The following is an 18200-nucleotide window of genomic DNA, read 5'->3' as shown; positions in this document are numbered from 1 at the left end:
AGTGAAAAAAATTATTTCGATTATTGGTCTTAGTGCAGTAATACTGTTTTCAGGTATGGCAAGTGCAGAAGTAAAAATTGGTGTTATAGATGTTATGTCTGTACTACAACGTATGCCTCAACGTGAAACTGTAGGTAAGGCTTTAGATAAAGAATTTGATTCAAAAATTAAATCAATGCAGGAGTTAGAAACCAAAGCTAAAGATGCGAATGCTCGTCTAAAAAAAGAAGGACCAACACTTTCTGCATCTGAAAAAAACAAATTAAATAAAATAATTTCTGATTTTGAAAGTAAAGCGAAAGCATTTTCTATTGAATACCGTAAACGTGAAACAGAAGAAGCTGAAAAATTATTAGTCAAAATTCAAGAAGCAGTTAAAAGTATTGTAGCAACTGAAAAATACGATCTTATTTTAAAAGCTGAAGCTGCATTGTCTGCTTCTGATGCCGTTGATATTACTGAAAAAGTATTGGAAAAGGTCAAAAATTAATGTTAGCTTGTCGTTTAGAGCAACTAGCAAAGCATCTTGATGCGAAATTACACGGTGATGGTGATTTAACTATCACCGGTTTAGCATCAATGAAAAGTGCAGTATCAGGACAGATCACTTTTTTGGCTGATAAAAAATTAAAAGATAACTTATCAAATTGTAAAGCATCAGCTGTCGTAATGACCGAAGAGTGTTTGGAATATTGGCAAGGAGCAGCACTGATAGTAAACAATCCTTATCTTGCTTATGCGAAATTAGCTCAGTTTCTTGATACTACACCGGTACCGGCAAAAGATATTGCACCATCAGCTGTTATTGATGAAACAGCTCAATTAGGTTCAAATGTCTCTATTGGAGCGAATGCCATTATCGAAAGTGGGGTAAAATTAGGTGATAATTGTATTATAGGCGCAGGTTGTTTTGTTGGTAAAAATACAACAATAGGTGCTGGTACAAAATTATGGGCTAATGTGTCTGTATATCACAATTGTGTTATTGGCGATAATTGTTTAGTTCAATCAGGAACTGTCATTGGCGCAGATGGATTTGGTTATGCTAATGATAAAGGGGTATGGATTAAAATCCCTCAATTAGGGCGAGTTGTTATAGGCAATAATGTTGAGATTGGGGCATCGACCACTATAGATCGTGGTGCACTTGATGATACTATTATTGGAAATGGTGTTATCATTGATAATCAATGTCAAATTGCACACAATGACATTATTGGTGATCATACCGCAATAGCGGGTGGTGTTATCATGGCAGGAAGCCTAACAGTAGGTCGTCATTGTTTAATTGGTGGAGCAAGTGTAATAAACGGGCATATGGAAATTTGCGATCAAGTTACTGTTACCGGTATGGGAATGGTAATGCGTCCTATCACGAAGCCGGGTGTCTATTCGTCAGGTATTCCATTGCAGGAAAACAAAGTATGGCGAAAAACAGCTTCATTAGTTTTACATATTGACGAAATGAATAAACGCTTGAAATCGCTTGAGAAGAAACTATTAAATAGCTCGACGTAGACGGTTTCGGTCGGTATAATGCCTGCCTATTTATAAATTTTTAAAGCTCAATTATCACGTTTAATGTATTTATGAGCAAAATATATTCAATAATTCCGAGGTATAAAGATGCAAGTTTCGGTAGAAACAACTCAAGGTTTAAGTCGACGTTTGTCAATCACGATTAAAGCTGATGAAATAAAAAAAGCTATTAATAAAGAACTCATTGATACTGCAAAAAAAGTACGTATTGATGGTTTCCGTAAAGGAAAAGTACCTTTAAAACTCGTTGAACAACGTTATGGGGCTTCTATTTTACAAGAAGCATTAAGTGATTTAATGCAAAAAAACTTTGTGGATGCGATTATTAAAGAGAAACTCAATCCAGCCGGAGCTCCAACATATACACCGACGCAGTATAAAGATGGTGAAGATTATACTTACACTGTTGAATTTGAAGTTTATCCTGAAATTGAAGTTAAAAATTTAGATAAAATTGAAGTTGAAAAACCTGTTGCAACAGTTGAAGATGCTGACGTTGAAACCATGATTGAAACTTTACGTAAACAACAAGGTACATGGAAAGCAACTGAGCAGGCAGCTGCAGAGCAACATCGTGTAACGTTAGATTTTATTGGTAAAGTTGATGGTGAAGAATTTGAAGGTGGCAAAGCTAACGACTTCGTTCTCGTTTTAGGTCAAGGGCGAATGATTCCTGGTTTTGAAGATGCGATTATTGGTCACAAAGAAGGTGATGAATTTGAAATCAATGTAACTTTCCCTGAAGACTATCACGCTGAAAATTTAAAAGGTAAAGCAGCTGTATTTGCGGCTACTTTGAAAAAAGTCGAAGAACTTGAACTTCCAGAATTAACGAGTGATGTGATCAAACGTTTTGGAATTGCTGATGGTACTGTTGAAAGTTTACGTAATGAAGTTCGTAAAAATATGACGCGTGAACTTAATGCGACAATTCGTAACAAAATTAAAACCCAAGTAATTGATGGTTTAGTGAAGAATAACGAAATTGACGTTCCTAATGCAATGGTTGATCGCGAGATTGATGTATTACGTCAACAAGCTTTATCGCGTTTTGGTGGTAATGTAAAACAGCCTATGGAACTACCAAAAGAATTATTTGAAGCTGAAGCAAAACGACGAGTAAGTATTGGATTGTTATTTGGTGAAATCATCGAAAGCAATAAATTAAAAGCAGACGATTCGCGCGTGCAATCATTAATTGATGAAATTGCGACTGCTTATGAAGATCCAAAAGAAGTGATAGAGTATTATCGTCAAGATAAGAAAGCAATGGATAATATCCGTGCGGTTGCATTGGAAGATCAAGTTGTCGATCTTTTATTAGCAAGTGCAAAAGTAACGGATAAAAATTGTTCATTCTCTGAATTAATGAATCAGCAAGTAGCTTAGTCTATTTTACTGTATACATCTTAAAAAGATTATTTAAAAGCCCAAATAAGGATTATCTGTTTGGGCTATTTTGTTAGTAAGGAGATAAAAATGCCTTTAGAGCCATTTATGAGCGTAGTTCCAATGGTTGTTGAGCAGAGTTCTCGAGGTGAGAGAGCTTATGATATTTACTCGCGATTATTAAAAGAGCGAATTATATTTTTAACTGGTCAAGTTGAAGATAATATGGCTAATCTTATCATTGCTCAAATGTTATTTTTAGAAGCAGAAAATCCTGAAAAAGATATCCATTTATATATTAATTCTCCTGGTGGAGTGGTGACAGCGGGAATGGCTATTTATGATACCATGCAGTTCATAAAGCCGGATGTCAGTACAATTTGTTTAGGGCAAGCTTGTTCAATGGGCTCATTACTTTTAACAGCTGGTACAAAAGGTAAACGTTATTGTTTACCGAATGCCCGAGTAATGATTCACCAACCACTTGGTGGTTTTCAAGGTCAAGCTTCAGATATTCAAATCCATGCTCAAGAGATCTTACAAGTAAAAAGTCGTCTGAATAAAATTATGGCTATGCATACTGGGCAAGATATAAGTGTAATTGAAAAAGATACTGATCGGGATAATTTTATGTCTGCTGAAAAGGCAGTTGAATATGGTTTAGTTGATGCCATATATAGCAAACGATCTTAATAAAAGACTAGGTAGGTGGTTAAAGTGAACAAAACAGATTCCGAAAAATTACTTTATTGTACTTTTTGTGGTAAGAGCCAGCATGAAGTTCGTAAGCTCATTGCAGGACCATCATCTATTTATATCTGTAACGAATGTATTGGATTGTGTAATGATATTTTGAAAGAAGAGACTAAGAATTTTCTTTCACATGAAGAGTTTGTTAGTAAACCTTTACCTACTCCTCATGAGATTCGAGCACATCTTGATGAATATGTGATTGGACAAGACCGAGCTAAAAAAGTCTTATCCGTTGCGGTATATAATCATTATAAACGATTACGTAGCTATTCTAATCCAAGAAATGTTGAATTAGGTAAAAGTAATATTCTATTAATTGGTCCAACTGGTAGTGGTAAAACACTATTGGCTGAAACATTAGCTCGTTTTTTAGATGTACCCTTTGCCATGACTGATGCCACAACTTTAACGGAAGCAGGATATGTCGGTGAAGATGTTGAAAACATTATTCAGAAATTATTGCAGAATTGTGATTATGATGTTGAAAAGGCACAACGAGGCATAATTTATGTAGATGAAATCGATAAGATCTCACGTAAGTCTGATAACCCTTCAATTACACGTGACGTATCTGGAGAAGGTGTTCAACAAGCGTTATTGAAAATTATTGAGGGTACAATTGCATCAGTTCCACCAAAAGGTGGTCGTAAACACCCGCAACAAGAGTTTTTACAAGTTGATACTTCTAAAATACTCTTTATCTGTGGTGGAGCATTTAGTGGTCTGGACAAAGTAATTGAAAATCGTGTATCAACAAATACTGGTATCGGTTTTGGTGCAAATGTAAAAAGTATCAAAAATAAGGCAACAGAATCAGAGTTATTTGCTCAAATAGAGGCTGAAGACCTAGTTAAATTTGGCTTAATCCCAGAATTCATAGGTCGATTACCTGTAATAGGTACATTGTCTGAACTTGATAAAAAAGCATTAATTAGCATTTTAACTGAACCCAAAAATGCGTTAACTAAACAATTTCAGGCATTGTTTGATTTAGACGGTGTTGAACTTGAGTTTTCTAATGAAGCACTTGAATCTATTGCGGTAAAAGCAATGCAACGTAAAACAGGTGCTCGTGGTTTACGTTCAATAGTTGAAAATATTTTATTAGATACCATGTACGATTTACCATCTGAGAAGAATATTAAACAAGTCATAGTTGAAAAGGAAACAGTAGAAAAATCTCAATCACCTAAATTAGTGTATAAAGATAATACTGAGCTTCTGCTTAATTATAACAACTAGCTGCTATTAAAATGGCAGTTAGTAACATTTAGTGTAGTCTAATATCAAATAAAATTATAAATAATTAAGATTGTCAGAATTATTAAGGAATAAAATATTATAAACAATAATAAAATAGGCTTGAATATCTCAAAACAATCCCAATATCTACCTAATAGGTTTGTACTACTAGAGAGAACAAAATGAAAACAAAACAAACTAAACAAATGATTATGCCTATTTTGCCATTACGTGATGTTGTTGTGTTCCCACATATGGTAATCCCTCTCTTTGTCGGACGAAATAAATCAATACGTTGCCTTGAAAGCGCAATGGAAATGGATAAACAAGTTTTTCTTGTCACCCAGAAAAATCCATCACAAGATGACCCTGATGTTGAAGATTTATATGAAATCGGCACTATTGCTAATATTTTGCAGTTACTGCAATTACCAGATGGTACTGTAAAAGTTTTAGTTGAGGGGGTAGAGCGTGCCAAAATATTAGATATTGTTGATCATAATGACGATGATTTTCTAATAGCAAATATAAAGCCGCTCAAAGAGAAAAAAAGTGCACAAAATTTAAATGAAGCACTGGTACGAGTTGTATTATCAAATTTTGAAGAATATTCAAAACTTAACAAAAAGATTACTCAAGAAGTTGTTGATTCTATTCGCTTGATTAAAGAGCCATCACAACTTTCAGATTCGATAGCAGCCACTTTATTTTTAAAAGTTGAACAGAAACAACAAATTTTGGTTACAGCGGATCTCGAAAAACGCTTTGAATTGCTGATTGCAATGATGGAAGCTGAAATAGATTTGTTGCAAGTTGAAAAAAATATTCGTCAGCGCGTTAAACAACAAATGGAAAAAGCGCAAAAAGAATATTACTTAAATGAACAAATCAAAGCTATTCATAAAGAATTAGGTGATATTGATAATAAGCCTGATGAATATGACGAGCTAAAAACCAAAATTACTAAAGCAAAAATGCCAAAAGAGGCTACAGAAAAAGCATTAGCTGAACTGAATAAACTTAAGATGATGCCAGCAATGTCTGCTGAAGCGACAGTTGTTCGTGGTTATATTGATTGGATGATCCAAATTCCTTGGTTTAAACGTAGCAAGGTCAAAAAGGATATTGAAGCTGCCCAAAAAACGCTTGATAAAGATCATTATGGTCTTGAAAGAGTTAAAGACAGAATTTTAGAGTACCTAGCAGTTCAAGGGCGAGTAAATAAAGTAAAAGGTCCTATATTATGCTTAGTTGGTCCTCCAGGTGTGGGGAAAACTTCATTAGGTCAGTCAATTGCGAAGGCGACAGGACGTCATTATGTTCGTATGGCACTGGGTGGTGTTCGTGATGAAGCTGAAATTCGTGGACATAGACGTACTTATATTGGCTCTATGCCAGGAAAACTAATCCAACGTATGGTAAAAGTAGGGGTTAAAAATCCATTATTTTTGTTAGATGAAATTGATAAAATGGCATCAGATATGCGTGGGGATCCTGCATCGGCATTGCTAGAAGTCCTTGATCCAGAACAGAATAATGCATTTAGTGACCACTATTTGGAAGTTGATTACGATTTGTCTGATGTAATGTTTGTTGCAACAGCAAATTCAATGAACATACCTGCTCCATTGCTTGATAGAATGGAAGTTATTCGACTTTCTGGATATACAGAAGACGAAAAATTAAATATTGCTAAACAGCATTTAATTGCAAAACAGATGGAAAATAATGGTTTGAAAGCCAGAGAGATTAACATCGATGATTCTGCAATTATTAGCATTATTCGTTATTATACTCGTGAGGCTGGTGTTCGAAGCTTAGAGCGAGAAATTGCAAAAATTTGCCGTAAAGTTGTTAAACAATTGGCTTTAAATAGTAAATTGAAAAAAATCTCAGTAACTGAAAGTAATTTAGGTGATTTTTTAGGAATAAAACGCTTTGATTATGGAAAAACCGATAATGAAAATCGAGTTGGACAGGTTATAGGTTTAGCTTGGACAGAAGTTGGTGGTGATTTATTAACAATTGAATCAATTAGTGTACCCGGTAAAGGTAAACTTACCTATACAGGTTCACTAGGTGATGTTATGCAAGAGTCTATTCAAACAGCATTAACCGTAGTACGATCACGAGCAGAAAAATTGGGTATCAATAGCGATTTTTATGAAAAGCGGGATATTCATGTTCATGTTCCGGATGGAGCAACGCCAAAAGATGGGCCAAGTGCAGGTATCGCTATGTGTACTTCGCTAATTTCAACATTGACTGGCAATCCAGTTCGTTCTGATGTAGCAATGACAGGTGAAATCACTTTACGCGGTGAAGTATTACCGATTGGTGGTTTGAAAGAAAAATTACTGGCAGCTCATCGAGGTGGTATTAAAACGGTACTTATTCCGATGGACAACATCAAAGATCTTGAAGAGATTCCTGAAAATGTCAAATCAGAAGTTGAAATCAGACCTGTAAAATGGATTGATGAAGTGATTACCATCGCACTTCAAAATAATCCATTTGGGATGGAACCTGTAACCAAAAAGGTGAATTTAAAACAACCTGCTAAAAAAGCAATTAAAAAAGTAAAGAGTAGTGTTGAAGTTCCTACGCATTTAAATTAATTGCCCATTTTAAAAAAGATCAACATCTGGTTGATCTTTTTTTTTCGCTTAACATTCTGATAATAGCCTATTTTACTAATTATGCTATACTTGCAAGATTCAACGTTATTTTATGGAGAATCGTAAGAAATGATGGAAACAATCCGAGCAGCGGCAAATCATGTAGCTGTTAAAATTATTTTTGCAATAATCATCATCAGTTTTATATTCACAGGTGTTGGTTATTTTGGTTTTGGTGGTAATAGCGTACGAGATGAACAATTGTATGTTGCTAAAGTCGACGGAGAGGGGATAAGTCGAGCTCAATTCGAAGCAATAGCAAAACAACAAACATCCAGAGCGATGGGTGATAGTGCTTTCATTAACCAAATTCGTCAAGAAGTACTCTCAGGTCTAATTGATAATTATTTAGCCTATAAATTAGCAAAGGATCTAAATATCCATGTTAGCGATGCTAAAATTAAAGAAACGATAAGCAAAGAAAAAGTGTTTTTTGAAAACGGTAAATTTAATAATCAGAAATATTTGAATACACTTGCGGCAAATGGATATACACCCGATAGTTATGCTGAAAATTTAAGAACACTTTTACAACAACAACAATTGATGAATACGCTTGTTTATAGTGAATTTTCTTTACCCGTTGATTCTGAAGTATCGTTACTAGAAAATCAAACAAGAAAAGTTTATGTTTCTCCAATTAATTCTTCAATAATCAATATGGATGATGTAAAAATTTCAACCGAAGAAGAACAAAAGTATTATGATGAAAATAAAAATTTATACTTCAAAAAAGAAAGAGTTAAATTTAAATATATTGTTAATGCTAAACAAGATTATTTAAATGAAGCTGAAATTACCGATGATTTAGTAAAACAAGAGTATAATTCACATATTAAAGATTATACATTCCCAGCAAAAAAATCATTTAGTGTTATTTTTGTAACAAATCAAAATCAAGCTGAAGATATCATAAAAGACCTTTCTACAGGGGCAGAATTTGCAACGGTAATAAAAAATATTGATCAGAATAAAGATAATGAATCACCTTATGGCAAAAATGGTTCATTAGGTTGGTTTGCTGATGATGATTCTTTACCGCAAGAGTTTAAGGATGCCAATTTACAAAAAGTTGGAGAGATATCTAAACCTATAGCGGTTAATGGTGGTTATTTAATCGTGAAATTAGATGATTTACAAGAAGCGAAAACCATGGATTTTGATTATGCAAAATTTGATATCAAATCAAAATTAATGAATGAACGAGTAAATCATGCTTTCGAAAACAAAGAAAACAAAATTATTTCAGCACTAAGTAATCAGCCGAACGATCTTGATGCTATTGCAAAAGAAGCCGGTCTGATAGTTAAAGAATCAGATTGGACTTATTATAATGATCCTAATTCTATTTTACGTTATCCTGAATTAAAAGATGTTGCTTTTGGAAACGAAATGATTGAAGAAGGTAAAGCGACAAATAAAGTTTCCGATATGATACCTGTTGGTCGAGACATGGGTATGTCTGATTTTGTTATACAAGTCATTGACTATAAACCTGAAGGTATTGCAACCTTTGATGAAGTAAAAGATGAAATTCACAGTAAACTTTATAATAATATTTTAGAAGAGCGTTTTAATTCAAAAGTAGATGGAATTGTTAAAGAATTAAATGAAAAAGGGAATTCGCCTAATATTCAGTTCACTCAAAATTATACGTTAAATAGAAACTCAACTGAACTTGATAAAAAAGTTGTTGATATGGTATTTAATCTCGTCCCTTCTGTAACGAACAAACGCGTATATGGCGTAGAATATATCAACAGTAAAAATGCTTATATTGCCGTATTAACGGATGTGATAAATTCACAAGAACAAACTGATATTTCATCAAGTTTATTACCGATGTTATTCCAAAATACTTATTTTTCATTAACAGACGATATTCGTTCTCAAGCTAAAATTGAGATTATGCCAAATTAAAATGTGTGACGTATCTCGAATAATTTGAGAAAAGGATGTTAACATTAAAAGCCACTTACGTGGCTTTTCTCATTTTTATGCTATATAAATTTTTTTTAGTTATGTTTCTGAGATAGTGATAACGCAAATTTGTTGCGTAACTATTTTAGAGGTTAATTAAATGAAGTTATTTTCACTATTATCAATTTTACTATCCACACTTGCTTTTTCAACAATGTCTTTGGCTGATTCTTCTACAGTAGAAACAACGAAACAAGAATCAGTTAAACAAGAACAAAAGCAAATTATTCAGGTAAATATAAACACAGCAACGGCAGAAGAATTAACGAAGATATTAACAGGAATAGGTAAAAGTAAAGCCATAAAAATTGTTGAATACCGTGAAAAATATGGTCCATTTGTTTCGATAGAACAACTTAAAGAAGTATCGGGTATAGGTCAAGCGACATTAGATAAAAATGCAGGAAAAATAACATTATAATCATGTATATTCCACCAATTTTGATTGGTGGAAATTTTTGAGTTAAGCTTCAACGGGATCTACATCGATATTCCATCTAACTCTTGAACTTTCATTCCAATTTAGAATAATAATGAGTAACTCATCCAATATTTGTTGAAGTAAGGTTCGATTATTATGCTGTAAAAGTAATTGCCATCGATGGTAGTCTGCTTTTTTGGCCTGATTTGCAGGCATCGGGCCAAGTTGCCATAAACCTGAATCGCAGTTTACTTTTAGCCAATCATGAATTTTTTGTAAAAAAATGGGTGCATAACGATTATTACGATCCGCTGCACGGATCAGTACTTGATAGCTAAAAGGAGGTAACTGCGTTATTTGACGTTCTTGTAGCGTTACGCTTGCAAATTTCTGATATCCTTCATTTAATAAAATATTAAGAAGTGGATGATCTGGATGATAAGTCTGTAAAATAACTTCGCCTGCTTTTTTTTCACGACCTGCACGACCAGAAACTTGAGTATAAATTTGGGCGAATCTTTCGGTCGCTCTAAAATCACTTGAAAATAAAGCGCCATCTACATCGATAATTCCGACCAAGGTAACATCAGGAAAATGATGCCCTTTTGCTAAAATTTGAGTACCAACCAAGATATGAGCACCACCTTGATGAATATCATGTAAATAATTATTCAACGCGTCTTTTTTACTGACTGTATCGCGGTCAATACGACTAATTTTAATATTGGGGAATAAAACTTCGAGCTTTTTTTCCAGCTGTTCTGTCCCAAATCCAATTGGTACAAGGTGAGTCGAGCCACATTTAGGGCATTGTTGAGGAACAGCTCGTGGTGTATCGCAATGGTGACAACTTAATTTATGCTGTTTATGATGATAAGTATAGGGTCTGTCACAACGAGGACATTCTGCAATCCAACCACAGTCATGACAAATCAATAATGGAGAAAAACCACGTCGGTTTAAAAAGAGCATGACTTGATTATTATTAGTTAAATGTTTCTGTATCTGCTCAATTAATGGCTTTGATAGCCCCGCTTCAAGCGTTAAGCCTCGAATATCTAAAATAGACTGTTTAGCCAACGTTGCATTACCCGCTCTTTCTGTAAGCTGTAGTAACTGATATTTGTGATAGAAAGCATTTTTGAGCGTTTCAAGGGAAGGTGTTGCAGAACCTAACAAAATCGGCACATTTTCAATTTTGGCTCGGATTATTGCCAAATCTCGGGCATGATAGCGCCAACCTTCTTGTTGTTTATAAGAGCTATCATGTTCCTCATCGATAATAATGATACCTAAATCTTTAAATGGTGTAAAAAGTGATGATCGGGTTCCAACGACAATGGCATTTTCACCATTTCGACTTCTTAACCATACGCTAAGTCTTTCTTTAGCAGACAATCCAGAGTGTAAAATATCAATCGGTGCATTGAATCGTTGTTTAAATCGTGCAATTGTTTGTGGTGTCAGACTAATTTCAGGTACTAAAACCAGTGCCTGTTTACCTATTGATAATACAGAAGATAAAATATTTAAATAGACTTCGGTTTTACCTGAGCCAGTTACTCCCTCTAGTAGAAATACGTTAAAACTATCTAACTGTTTATTGACGCTTTGTATGGCATTTGATTGCTGTGCATTGAGCTCAATTGACGTTGTATTTGTTGTATAGCAAGTTTGCCATTCATTACTTTCTGGTAAACAACGGACTTGTTCTATTAACTGTTTTTTCTGTAATGCAAGATAGACAGCTGAATTGAAGTCGGTTTCTTGTAGCGTATTATTTTTTAAGGCTAATAATAGTTGTTTTTGTTTGGTTGCACGAGGCATTGAGTCAATATTGAACTCATTACCAAGCTCAGTTAATTGCCATCTCTTAATTTCATCTTTACTTGCTGCTCGCCCTTGTCTTAATAAAATGGGTAAAGCATGGAATAACACCTCACCTATTGGGTAATGATAATAACTTGCTGCCCAATTTAATAATTGCCATATTGACTCATTAAATACGGGTGTTTCATCAACAATTGATTTTATGGATTTCAAATGACTAATATCAACATCGGTATGTTTATCGATACTAACAATAATACCAATAGCATCTCGATACCCAAAAGGAACCTTGACCCGCATACCAATTTGAGCAGGCATAGTTAATTGATAATCATAAAGTTGGTGTAATGGTACAGGTAAAGCTACATGAGCGATAAGCATGAAAAATCACATCAATGGTTAAATTAAATTCGTATTGTACGTAAAATTGAATAAACTCGCAAAAGCTACGCCATGAAATCTAATTTTGATATATAAAGAATATTTATCAAAATTGAAAAGTGGTTTCAAGTTGTAAAATTTGTTATCTTGATCTTATCGGATTTTTTATGACTATAAAAGGAATAAAATATGTCAGAGATATTTTCACATATTAATCAGCGTGGTGATGCGCACATGGTTGATGTCTCAGCAAAAGAAATAACAACGCGAGAAGCAAAAGCAGAGTCAATAATTTTAATGAATGAAAAAACATTAAATATGATCCTTCAAGGAAAACATCATAAAGGTGATGTTTTTGCAACAGCCCGAATTGCCGGGATTCAAGCTGCAAAAAAGACTTGGGAACTCATTCCTTTATGTCATCCATTATTATTAACTAAAATTGAGATCAATATTCAAGCAGATATCGATAATAGTTGTATAAGAATTGAATCTTTTTGCCGATTAAATGGGCAAACCGGCGTTGAAATGGAAGCGTTAGTTGCTGCCTCGGTTGCCGCATTAACCATTTATGATATGTGTAAAGCTGTACAGAAAGATATGGTAATAACACAAGTAAGGTTGCTATCAAAAACCGGTGGAAAATCCGATGATTTTGTTGCAGAAACATAGAAATAGAAAATCATGAATAAAATTATTTTTTTTGCTCAAACCAGAGAGTTAGTTGGAACAGATACTATTGAAGTAAATGCCGAACAATGGTCTATTTCCGAACTTATTGAACAACTAAGTCAACGCGGGGATAAGTGGGCATTAGCTTTAAAAGAAAAAACAGTATTATGTGCAGTGAATCAAACATTCGCTGATGTTAACTATATTATTCAATCAGGCGATGAAATTGCATTTTTCCCGCCCGTAACGGGAGGATAAAATGGATCTAATTAAAATTGACGATGAATTGATTAATACTAATGAAATGATTAACTGGCTTTCTGAATTACCACAAGATGGCGCTGTAGTGACATTTATTGGTAAAGTTCGTAGTGCAGAAAAAAAGATCTCTGGACTTTATTTGGAGCATTATGCGGGAATGACAGAAAAGGTAATAAACAATATTGTTGTTCAAGCTAGACAACGTTGGCAATTGAGTCGAGTCGCTGTCATTCACCGAGTGGGTGAAATTAAGACCAATGAAAAAATTGTGTTCGTGGGCGTGAGTAGTGCACATCGCTCAGATGCATTTGCTGCGGCTGAGTTTATTATGGATATATTAAAAAATGAAGCGCCATTTTGGAAGAAAGAAAATACTATTAATGGTAATAATTGGGTTGAAGCAAAAAAATCTGATGTTGATGCATTGAAAAAATGGTATTAATTACTATTTACTATATAATAGTAGCGTTATTTCAATTAATTTTTAATGAGAGGTAAGGAATGGCAGGATATACTCCTAATGGTTCAATTATTGAACAGTCTGGTAGCCGTGTACAAACATATATGAGTCATGTCTATGGATGGATGACGGTCGGTTTGCTTTTAACGGCAATTATTGCGTGGTATGCATCGACAAATATACAGCTTCTAAATGTACTATATAACATGATGTGGGTTTTGTTGATAGCTGAACTCGGATTAGTGTTTGTTATTTCTGGTTTGATAAATCGTTTATCAGGTGCGGCAGCGACAACATTATTTATGCTGTATTCAGTTTTAAATGGTTGTACGTTCTCTATTTATTTTCTAGTTTATACTTCATCTTCAATTGCAAGTGTATTCTTTATCACTGCTGGTATGTTTGGTGCACTAGCATTTTATGGCTATACGACAAAACGTGATTTATCTGGTTTAGGACGTTTCCTATTTATGGGATTAATTGGTATAGTTATTGCCTCTATCGTTAACATATTTTTAAAAAGTGAACCATTAATGTGGGCAGTTACCTATATTGGTGTTTTTGTTTTTGCAGGGTTAACAGCGTATGATACTCAAAAATTAAAAGAGTTAGGTGAAAATATATCACAAGATGACCAAAACGAGTTTAGACGTTTTGTTATTTTAGGTGCATTAACACTTTATCTTGATTTCATCAATTTATTTATTATGTTATTAAGAATTTTTGCAGATCGTCGATAAATTCATTTAAAGAATAAGGGGCTCTTTAGAGCCCCTATTTTTTATTCCTGTGTTCCAACTTTCAATAAAAGGAATTTTTTAAGTATTAATTACTATATTATCTGATTGATATATGGTTTAAATATTTATTTATCAATTTGTTATGAAAAAATTATATACATTTATTTTAATCAATACGTTTATATCATCTTTAATTGCAATAAGATATTTTTTAGTTTCAGGAGTTTCGTTTTCTTGGTTAAGCGGTTTGTTTTCTCTTTTTGCTGTACTAGGGCATTTTTTCTCATTATACCTCTTAATTTTTCTGATACTTCTTACTTTACTTTGGCTAAAAAATTGTTTGTTTAATATTGTTGTAGCTTTGTTGTTAAGCTTTGGTCAGATATTGTTATTTTGTGATACTATAGTTTTCCAACAATATCGTTTTCATATCAATCAATCAGTTATTTCATTAGTATTTTCTGGACAAGTCGTAGACTTTTCGGCTATTACTTATCTTTTAATGTTTGCACTTGTAATGGTTGTTTTTTGTATAGAATTATTGATATTGCGTTTTTTAGATAAAAGAATGGCTATCGTCAATAATTCTGAGAAGAAAACTCGAATTGTTTTGTTCACTACATTAACTCTATTAGGATCCATTTTAATGAGTCATTTAGTACACATGGTGGCTTTTTATTATGCTTATTCTCCTATTATGGTCATTAAAGAGTATATTCCTCTTTATCGTCCTTTTACTTCAAAAAAAATTATGGGATTTTTTGATAAAGAAGGTGAACGTAAAGTAGTTAATCAAAACGTTAATTTTAATACTAATGCCAGTATTTTTTATCCTAAAAATGATTTAGTGATTAATCCCGAAAATAAACAAAATATGAATATCATGTTTATCGTTCTTGATTCATGGCGATACGATACTTTCAATGAAGATAATTCACCTAATACATTTCGATTTGTAAAAGAAAACAATGGTGTTATTTTTGATCACCATTATTCAACTGGAAATGCTACTCGTACTGGAATATTTGGTTTATTTTATGGCATTCCTGGTACTTATTGGGATACTTTTTTACGTAACAGTATACCTTCTCTTTTTATTACAACTTTACAAAAACAAAATTATAATATTGGTATTTTTACATCGGCAAAAGTATCTTCTCCTGAGTTTGATCGAACGGCATTTGTCACTATTGAAAATTTGAGAATTAGCAGTAAAAATGGTTCTCCTTCAAATCGTGATAAGCAAATGACGGATGATTGGTTAACATGGTATAAAAATCGAGATGAATCTAAACCAACTTTCTCCTTTTTATTCTATGATGCTCCTCATGGTTATGATTTTCCTGATGACTTCGAAGTGAAATACAAACCAGTCGGTGATATAAATTATTTAACATTGAATAATAATACTGATCCACTTCCGATTCTTAATCGTTATAAACAAAGCGTATATTATGACGACTATTTAATGCAAAATATTTATGATGAACTTGAAAGATCAGGAACACTCAATAATACAATAATCATTATTACAGGCGATCATTCTCAAGAAATAAATGATAATAAACTTGGTTTTTGGGGACATAATGGTAATTATACCGATGCACAAACGAAAGTACCTTTTATCATTGTGGGAGCTAAAGATTTAAAAAACCTTCAGGTTAATAGTCAGCGATTGACTAGTCATGAAGATGTTGTACCTTCACTAATGAAACATTATTTACATGTTGAAAATGATATATCTGACTATTCAACAGGGTATGATTTATTTAGCCCAATCACAGATCGTAATTGGTTATTAATGTCAAATTATAGCTCTTATGCAGTGAGAACATTAGACAAAATTTACTTCGTTAATCGAATAGGTATTAGCCATTATATGGATTCTCATAATCATGAAATTGATGAGACACCAAATTATCAGTATATACATGATGCAATGAATAAGATGCGATATTTTTATCAGGAAGGTAAACAGTGATCAAAATGATGCCACCAATCGGTGGCATTTTCATTTAACGCACATCAGCACAATTCAAACAATATATATAGCGATTTTGTTTGTCTGTAAATTTATCCCATAAAGATATGTGTTGTTGGAGTTGTTTTACTTCTGGTAATTTTTCAAACAAGACTTCGGCAGTTGATTTTGGTAGCATAGCAATCATATCTGAATAAAACGCACTAAACCAATTCATTTCCGGTTCTTGCCAATCAATTCTATAGTCAGTCAGATTTGCTAATGTTGCAGCCATTTCAACGGCATCATCGAAATCACCTAACTTATCAACTAAACCAATTTTATTTGCTTCTGAGCCTAACCATACTTGACCTTGCCCAATTTTGTCTACTTGTTCGGGAGTCATATTTCGAGATTTTGCAACTAACGAGATAAAAGTATTATAACCATTATCAATATTCAGTTGAATAAGTTGATTCATTTCGTCTGGTAAATCTTCAGCAAAATTATTACTTGCTAGTGGTGATGTTGATACTCCATCACTATAGACACCAATATGAGAAAGTGAATTTTCAAATGTAGGGATAATACCAAAAATACCGATAGATCCTGTTATAGTGTTTGGGCTAGCCACTATATAATCAGCCGCTGATGATATCCAATAACCACCTGAGGCAGCCATATTTCCCATTGAAACAACTACTGGTATTTGATAATCACGTAACGCTTCTAATTCACTGCGAATTGCTTCAGAAGCATCGACACTTCCACCTGGACTATTAACACGTAAAACAACGGCTTGAATATTCTCATTTGCCAAATTTTCTCGAATTGATTTAAGCTGATCAACAATATCTTGGCTTCCAGCTATGTTGTTACTGCTTTCACCATCAGAAATAGTACCATTGACAAAGACAACGGATATAAGAGGTTTATTACTATTTTTAACATCTAATTCATCATTTTCTTGTTTCAATTGATAATCATAGATGCTTATAGTATTTTTACTTTTTAATTCTTGTTCGAATTGATAATTCGATACGATAGAATCTATTAAACCATTGGATAATGCATATTGTCCCATATTACCATTAACGGCTTTTAGCTCAGATAACATTTTTTCTGGACTTGGTACGAGTTGAGTCGCTGCTTTTTTTCGTCCAGCAGAAATATCATCTAGATAATTATTCCACATTAGTACCAGCCATCGAGTCGCATTACTTCTTGCTTCTTCTGACATATCATCACGAATAAATGGCTCAATTGCCGATTTATAAGTACCGACTCGGAAAACATGAGTATTAATTTTTAACTTGTCGAGCAGTGTTTTATAATACAGATTATTAGCAGCAAGCCCATAAACATTTACCGAGCCTTGTGGCGTTAAATAAATTTTATTGGCATAACTTGCTAAGTAATATTGACTTTGATTGAAATTTGAACCAATAGCTAAAATAGATTTGTTATTGTTCTTGAATTTATTTAGATATTTACCTACATATTGAAGTGAACTTATATCAGCACCAACAAAATTATCTAACTTTAATACCATATTTTCAATGTTAGGATCGGTGGCGGCTTGATCAATTTTTTGAGTTAATACAAATAAACTGTTTTCACGCGATAAATTTATTCTTTTACCATAAATTTTATTTTGTAGTGCATAAATATTATCATTATAACTAGTTGTATCGACAATCGTTCCTTCCAGATCTAAGACTAACGTACCATATTGTGGAAGAATATCTTTTTTATGTGCGTCTTTAAACAACGCTATACAGCTAAAAATTAAAAGAATAAAAAGTAAAAATATAATGTTAAGAAAGATTTCTCTAAATAAATTGATAGCTTTCCACACGGATTTAACGACAGATAAAACAGACATAATAAATGA

The 18200-nt window shown here is 33.3% G+C and carries 15 protein-coding genes; 13 read left to right on the top strand and 2 right to left on the bottom strand.

What is annotated here, in order from left to right; translation table 11 throughout:
- Position 1: 1 nt before the first annotated feature.
- The 8 genes from ACKJXD_RS06795 (at position 2) to ACKJXD_RS06760 (ending at position 10002) form a co-directional block, all read left to right on the top strand.
- Positions 2 to 490 carry an OmpH family outer membrane protein gene (locus tag ACKJXD_RS06795; RefSeq protein WP_220216503.1) on the top strand — a complete coding sequence of 163 codons (489 nt, stop codon included), beginning with the start codon at positions 2 to 4 and terminating at the stop codon, positions 488 to 490.
- A complete protein-coding gene (lpxD, locus tag ACKJXD_RS06790) occupies positions 490 to 1518 on the top strand; it encodes a UDP-3-O-(3-hydroxymyristoyl)glucosamine N-acyltransferase (protein WP_430875902.1) in 1029 nt (342 codons plus the stop codon). The genes ACKJXD_RS06795 and lpxD overlap by 1 nt, the downstream gene beginning before the upstream one ends.
- A 108-nt stretch (positions 1519 to 1626) precedes the next feature.
- Entirely contained in the window at positions 1627 to 2928 is a 1302-nt protein-coding gene (gene tig, locus ACKJXD_RS06785; RefSeq protein WP_430875901.1) for a trigger factor, read from the top strand.
- Between the two features lie 90 nt (positions 2929 to 3018).
- Positions 3019 to 3621, top strand: coding sequence for an ATP-dependent Clp endopeptidase proteolytic subunit ClpP (gene clpP / locus ACKJXD_RS06780; protein WP_294827491.1), 603 nt, complete (start codon positions 3019 to 3021; stop codon positions 3619 to 3621).
- 15 nt (positions 3622 to 3636) lie between these two features.
- Positions 3637 to 4923 carry an ATP-dependent protease ATP-binding subunit ClpX gene (clpX, locus tag ACKJXD_RS06775; protein WP_255556809.1) on the top strand — a complete coding sequence of 429 codons (1287 nt, stop codon included), beginning with the start codon at positions 3637 to 3639 and terminating at the stop codon, positions 4921 to 4923.
- Between the two features lie 182 nt (positions 4924 to 5105).
- Positions 5106 to 7541: an endopeptidase La gene (gene lon, locus ACKJXD_RS06770; RefSeq protein WP_430875900.1), complete on the top strand. Its 2436-nt coding sequence runs from the start codon at positions 5106 to 5108 to the stop codon at positions 7539 to 7541.
- Between the two features lie 129 nt (positions 7542 to 7670).
- Complete coding sequence (locus ACKJXD_RS06765; protein ID WP_430875899.1) at positions 7671 to 9521, top strand: SurA N-terminal domain-containing protein; 1851 nt, start codon at positions 7671 to 7673, stop codon at positions 9519 to 9521.
- 160 nt (positions 9522 to 9681) lie between these two features.
- Positions 9682 to 10002, top strand: coding sequence for a ComEA family DNA-binding protein (locus ACKJXD_RS06760; RefSeq protein ID WP_220216509.1), 321 nt, complete (start codon positions 9682 to 9684; stop codon positions 10000 to 10002).
- A 42-nt stretch (positions 10003 to 10044) separates the two neighbouring features.
- Here the strand turns inward: ACKJXD_RS06760 and priA are convergent, their stop codons facing one another.
- Positions 10045 to 12213, bottom strand: a complete 2169-nt coding sequence (gene priA, locus ACKJXD_RS06755; RefSeq protein ID WP_430875898.1) for a primosomal protein N' — start codon at positions 12211 to 12213, stop codon at positions 10045 to 10047.
- A gap of 189 nt (positions 12214 to 12402) precedes the next feature.
- On the opposite strand from priA, the gene moaC reads away from it, so the two are divergent.
- From moaC to ACKJXD_RS06730, 5 genes are all read left to right on the top strand, one after another.
- The gene (gene moaC / locus ACKJXD_RS06750; protein WP_430875897.1) at positions 12403 to 12885 is read left to right on the top strand and encodes a cyclic pyranopterin monophosphate synthase MoaC; all 483 of its coding nucleotides are present in this window, start codon (positions 12403 to 12405) and stop codon (positions 12883 to 12885) included.
- A 12-nt stretch (positions 12886 to 12897) separates the two neighbouring features.
- Positions 12898 to 13143 (top strand): molybdopterin synthase sulfur carrier subunit, encoded by a 246-nt coding sequence (moaD, locus tag ACKJXD_RS06745; protein WP_220216512.1) that lies wholly within the window; start codon positions 12898 to 12900, stop codon positions 13141 to 13143.
- Between the two features lies 1 nt (position 13144).
- On the top strand, positions 13145 to 13588 hold the full coding sequence (moaE, locus tag ACKJXD_RS06740; protein ID WP_220216513.1) for a molybdopterin synthase catalytic subunit MoaE: 444 nt from the start codon (positions 13145 to 13147) through the stop codon (positions 13586 to 13588).
- 59 nt (positions 13589 to 13647) lie between these two features.
- The gene (locus ACKJXD_RS06735; RefSeq protein ID WP_294827510.1) at positions 13648 to 14346 is read left to right on the top strand and encodes a Bax inhibitor-1/YccA family protein; all 699 of its coding nucleotides are present in this window, start codon (positions 13648 to 13650) and stop codon (positions 14344 to 14346) included.
- 142 nt (positions 14347 to 14488) lie between these two features.
- Positions 14489 to 16327, top strand: coding sequence for a sulfatase-like hydrolase/transferase (locus tag ACKJXD_RS06730; protein WP_220216515.1), 1839 nt, complete (start codon positions 14489 to 14491; stop codon positions 16325 to 16327).
- A gap of 34 nt (positions 16328 to 16361) precedes the next feature.
- Here the strand turns inward: ACKJXD_RS06730 and sppA are convergent, their stop codons facing one another.
- Positions 16362 to 18191: a signal peptide peptidase SppA gene (gene sppA / locus ACKJXD_RS06725; RefSeq protein WP_220216516.1), complete on the bottom strand. Its 1830-nt coding sequence runs from the start codon at positions 18189 to 18191 to the stop codon at positions 16362 to 16364.
- Positions 18192 to 18200: the final 9 nt, after the last annotated feature.

It is taken from the genome of Gilliamella sp. G0441 (assembly GCF_050589305.1).
Classification (GTDB): Bacteria; Pseudomonadota; Gammaproteobacteria; order Enterobacterales; family Orbaceae; genus Gilliamella.
Note: the sequence above shows the minus strand (reverse complement) of the source record. Positions and strands in the feature narration are given on the sequence as shown.

Coding starts and splice junctions, on each gene's coding strand:
- lpxD (WP_430875902.1), top strand. CDS start 490: ATGTTAGCTTGTCGTTTAGAGCAACTAGCAAAGCATCTTGATGCGAAA.
- tig (WP_430875901.1), top strand. CDS start 1,627: ATGCAAGTTTCGGTAGAAACAACTCAAGGTTTAAGTCGACGTTTGTCA.
- clpP (WP_294827491.1), top strand. CDS start 3,019: ATGCCTTTAGAGCCATTTATGAGCGTAGTTCCAATGGTTGTTGAGCAG.
- lon (WP_430875900.1), top strand. CDS start 5,106: ATGAAAACAAAACAAACTAAACAAATGATTATGCCTATTTTGCCATTA.
- ACKJXD_RS06765 (WP_430875899.1), top strand. CDS start 7,671: ATGATGGAAACAATCCGAGCAGCGGCAAATCATGTAGCTGTTAAAATT.
- ACKJXD_RS06760 (WP_220216509.1), top strand. CDS start 9,682: ATGAAGTTATTTTCACTATTATCAATTTTACTATCCACACTTGCTTTT.
- priA (WP_430875898.1), bottom strand. CDS start 12,213: ATGCTTATCGCTCATGTAGCTTTACCTGTACCATTACACCAACTTTAT.
- moaC (WP_430875897.1), top strand. CDS start 12,403: ATGTCAGAGATATTTTCACATATTAATCAGCGTGGTGATGCGCACATG.
- moaD (WP_220216512.1), top strand. CDS start 12,898: ATGAATAAAATTATTTTTTTTGCTCAAACCAGAGAGTTAGTTGGAACA.
- moaE (WP_220216513.1), top strand. CDS start 13,145: ATGGATCTAATTAAAATTGACGATGAATTGATTAATACTAATGAAATG.
- ACKJXD_RS06735 (WP_294827510.1), top strand. CDS start 13,648: ATGGCAGGATATACTCCTAATGGTTCAATTATTGAACAGTCTGGTAGC.
- ACKJXD_RS06730 (WP_220216515.1), top strand. CDS start 14,489: ATGAAAAAATTATATACATTTATTTTAATCAATACGTTTATATCATCT.
- sppA (WP_220216516.1), bottom strand. CDS start 18,191: ATGTCTGTTTTATCTGTCGTTAAATCCGTGTGGAAAGCTATCAATTTA.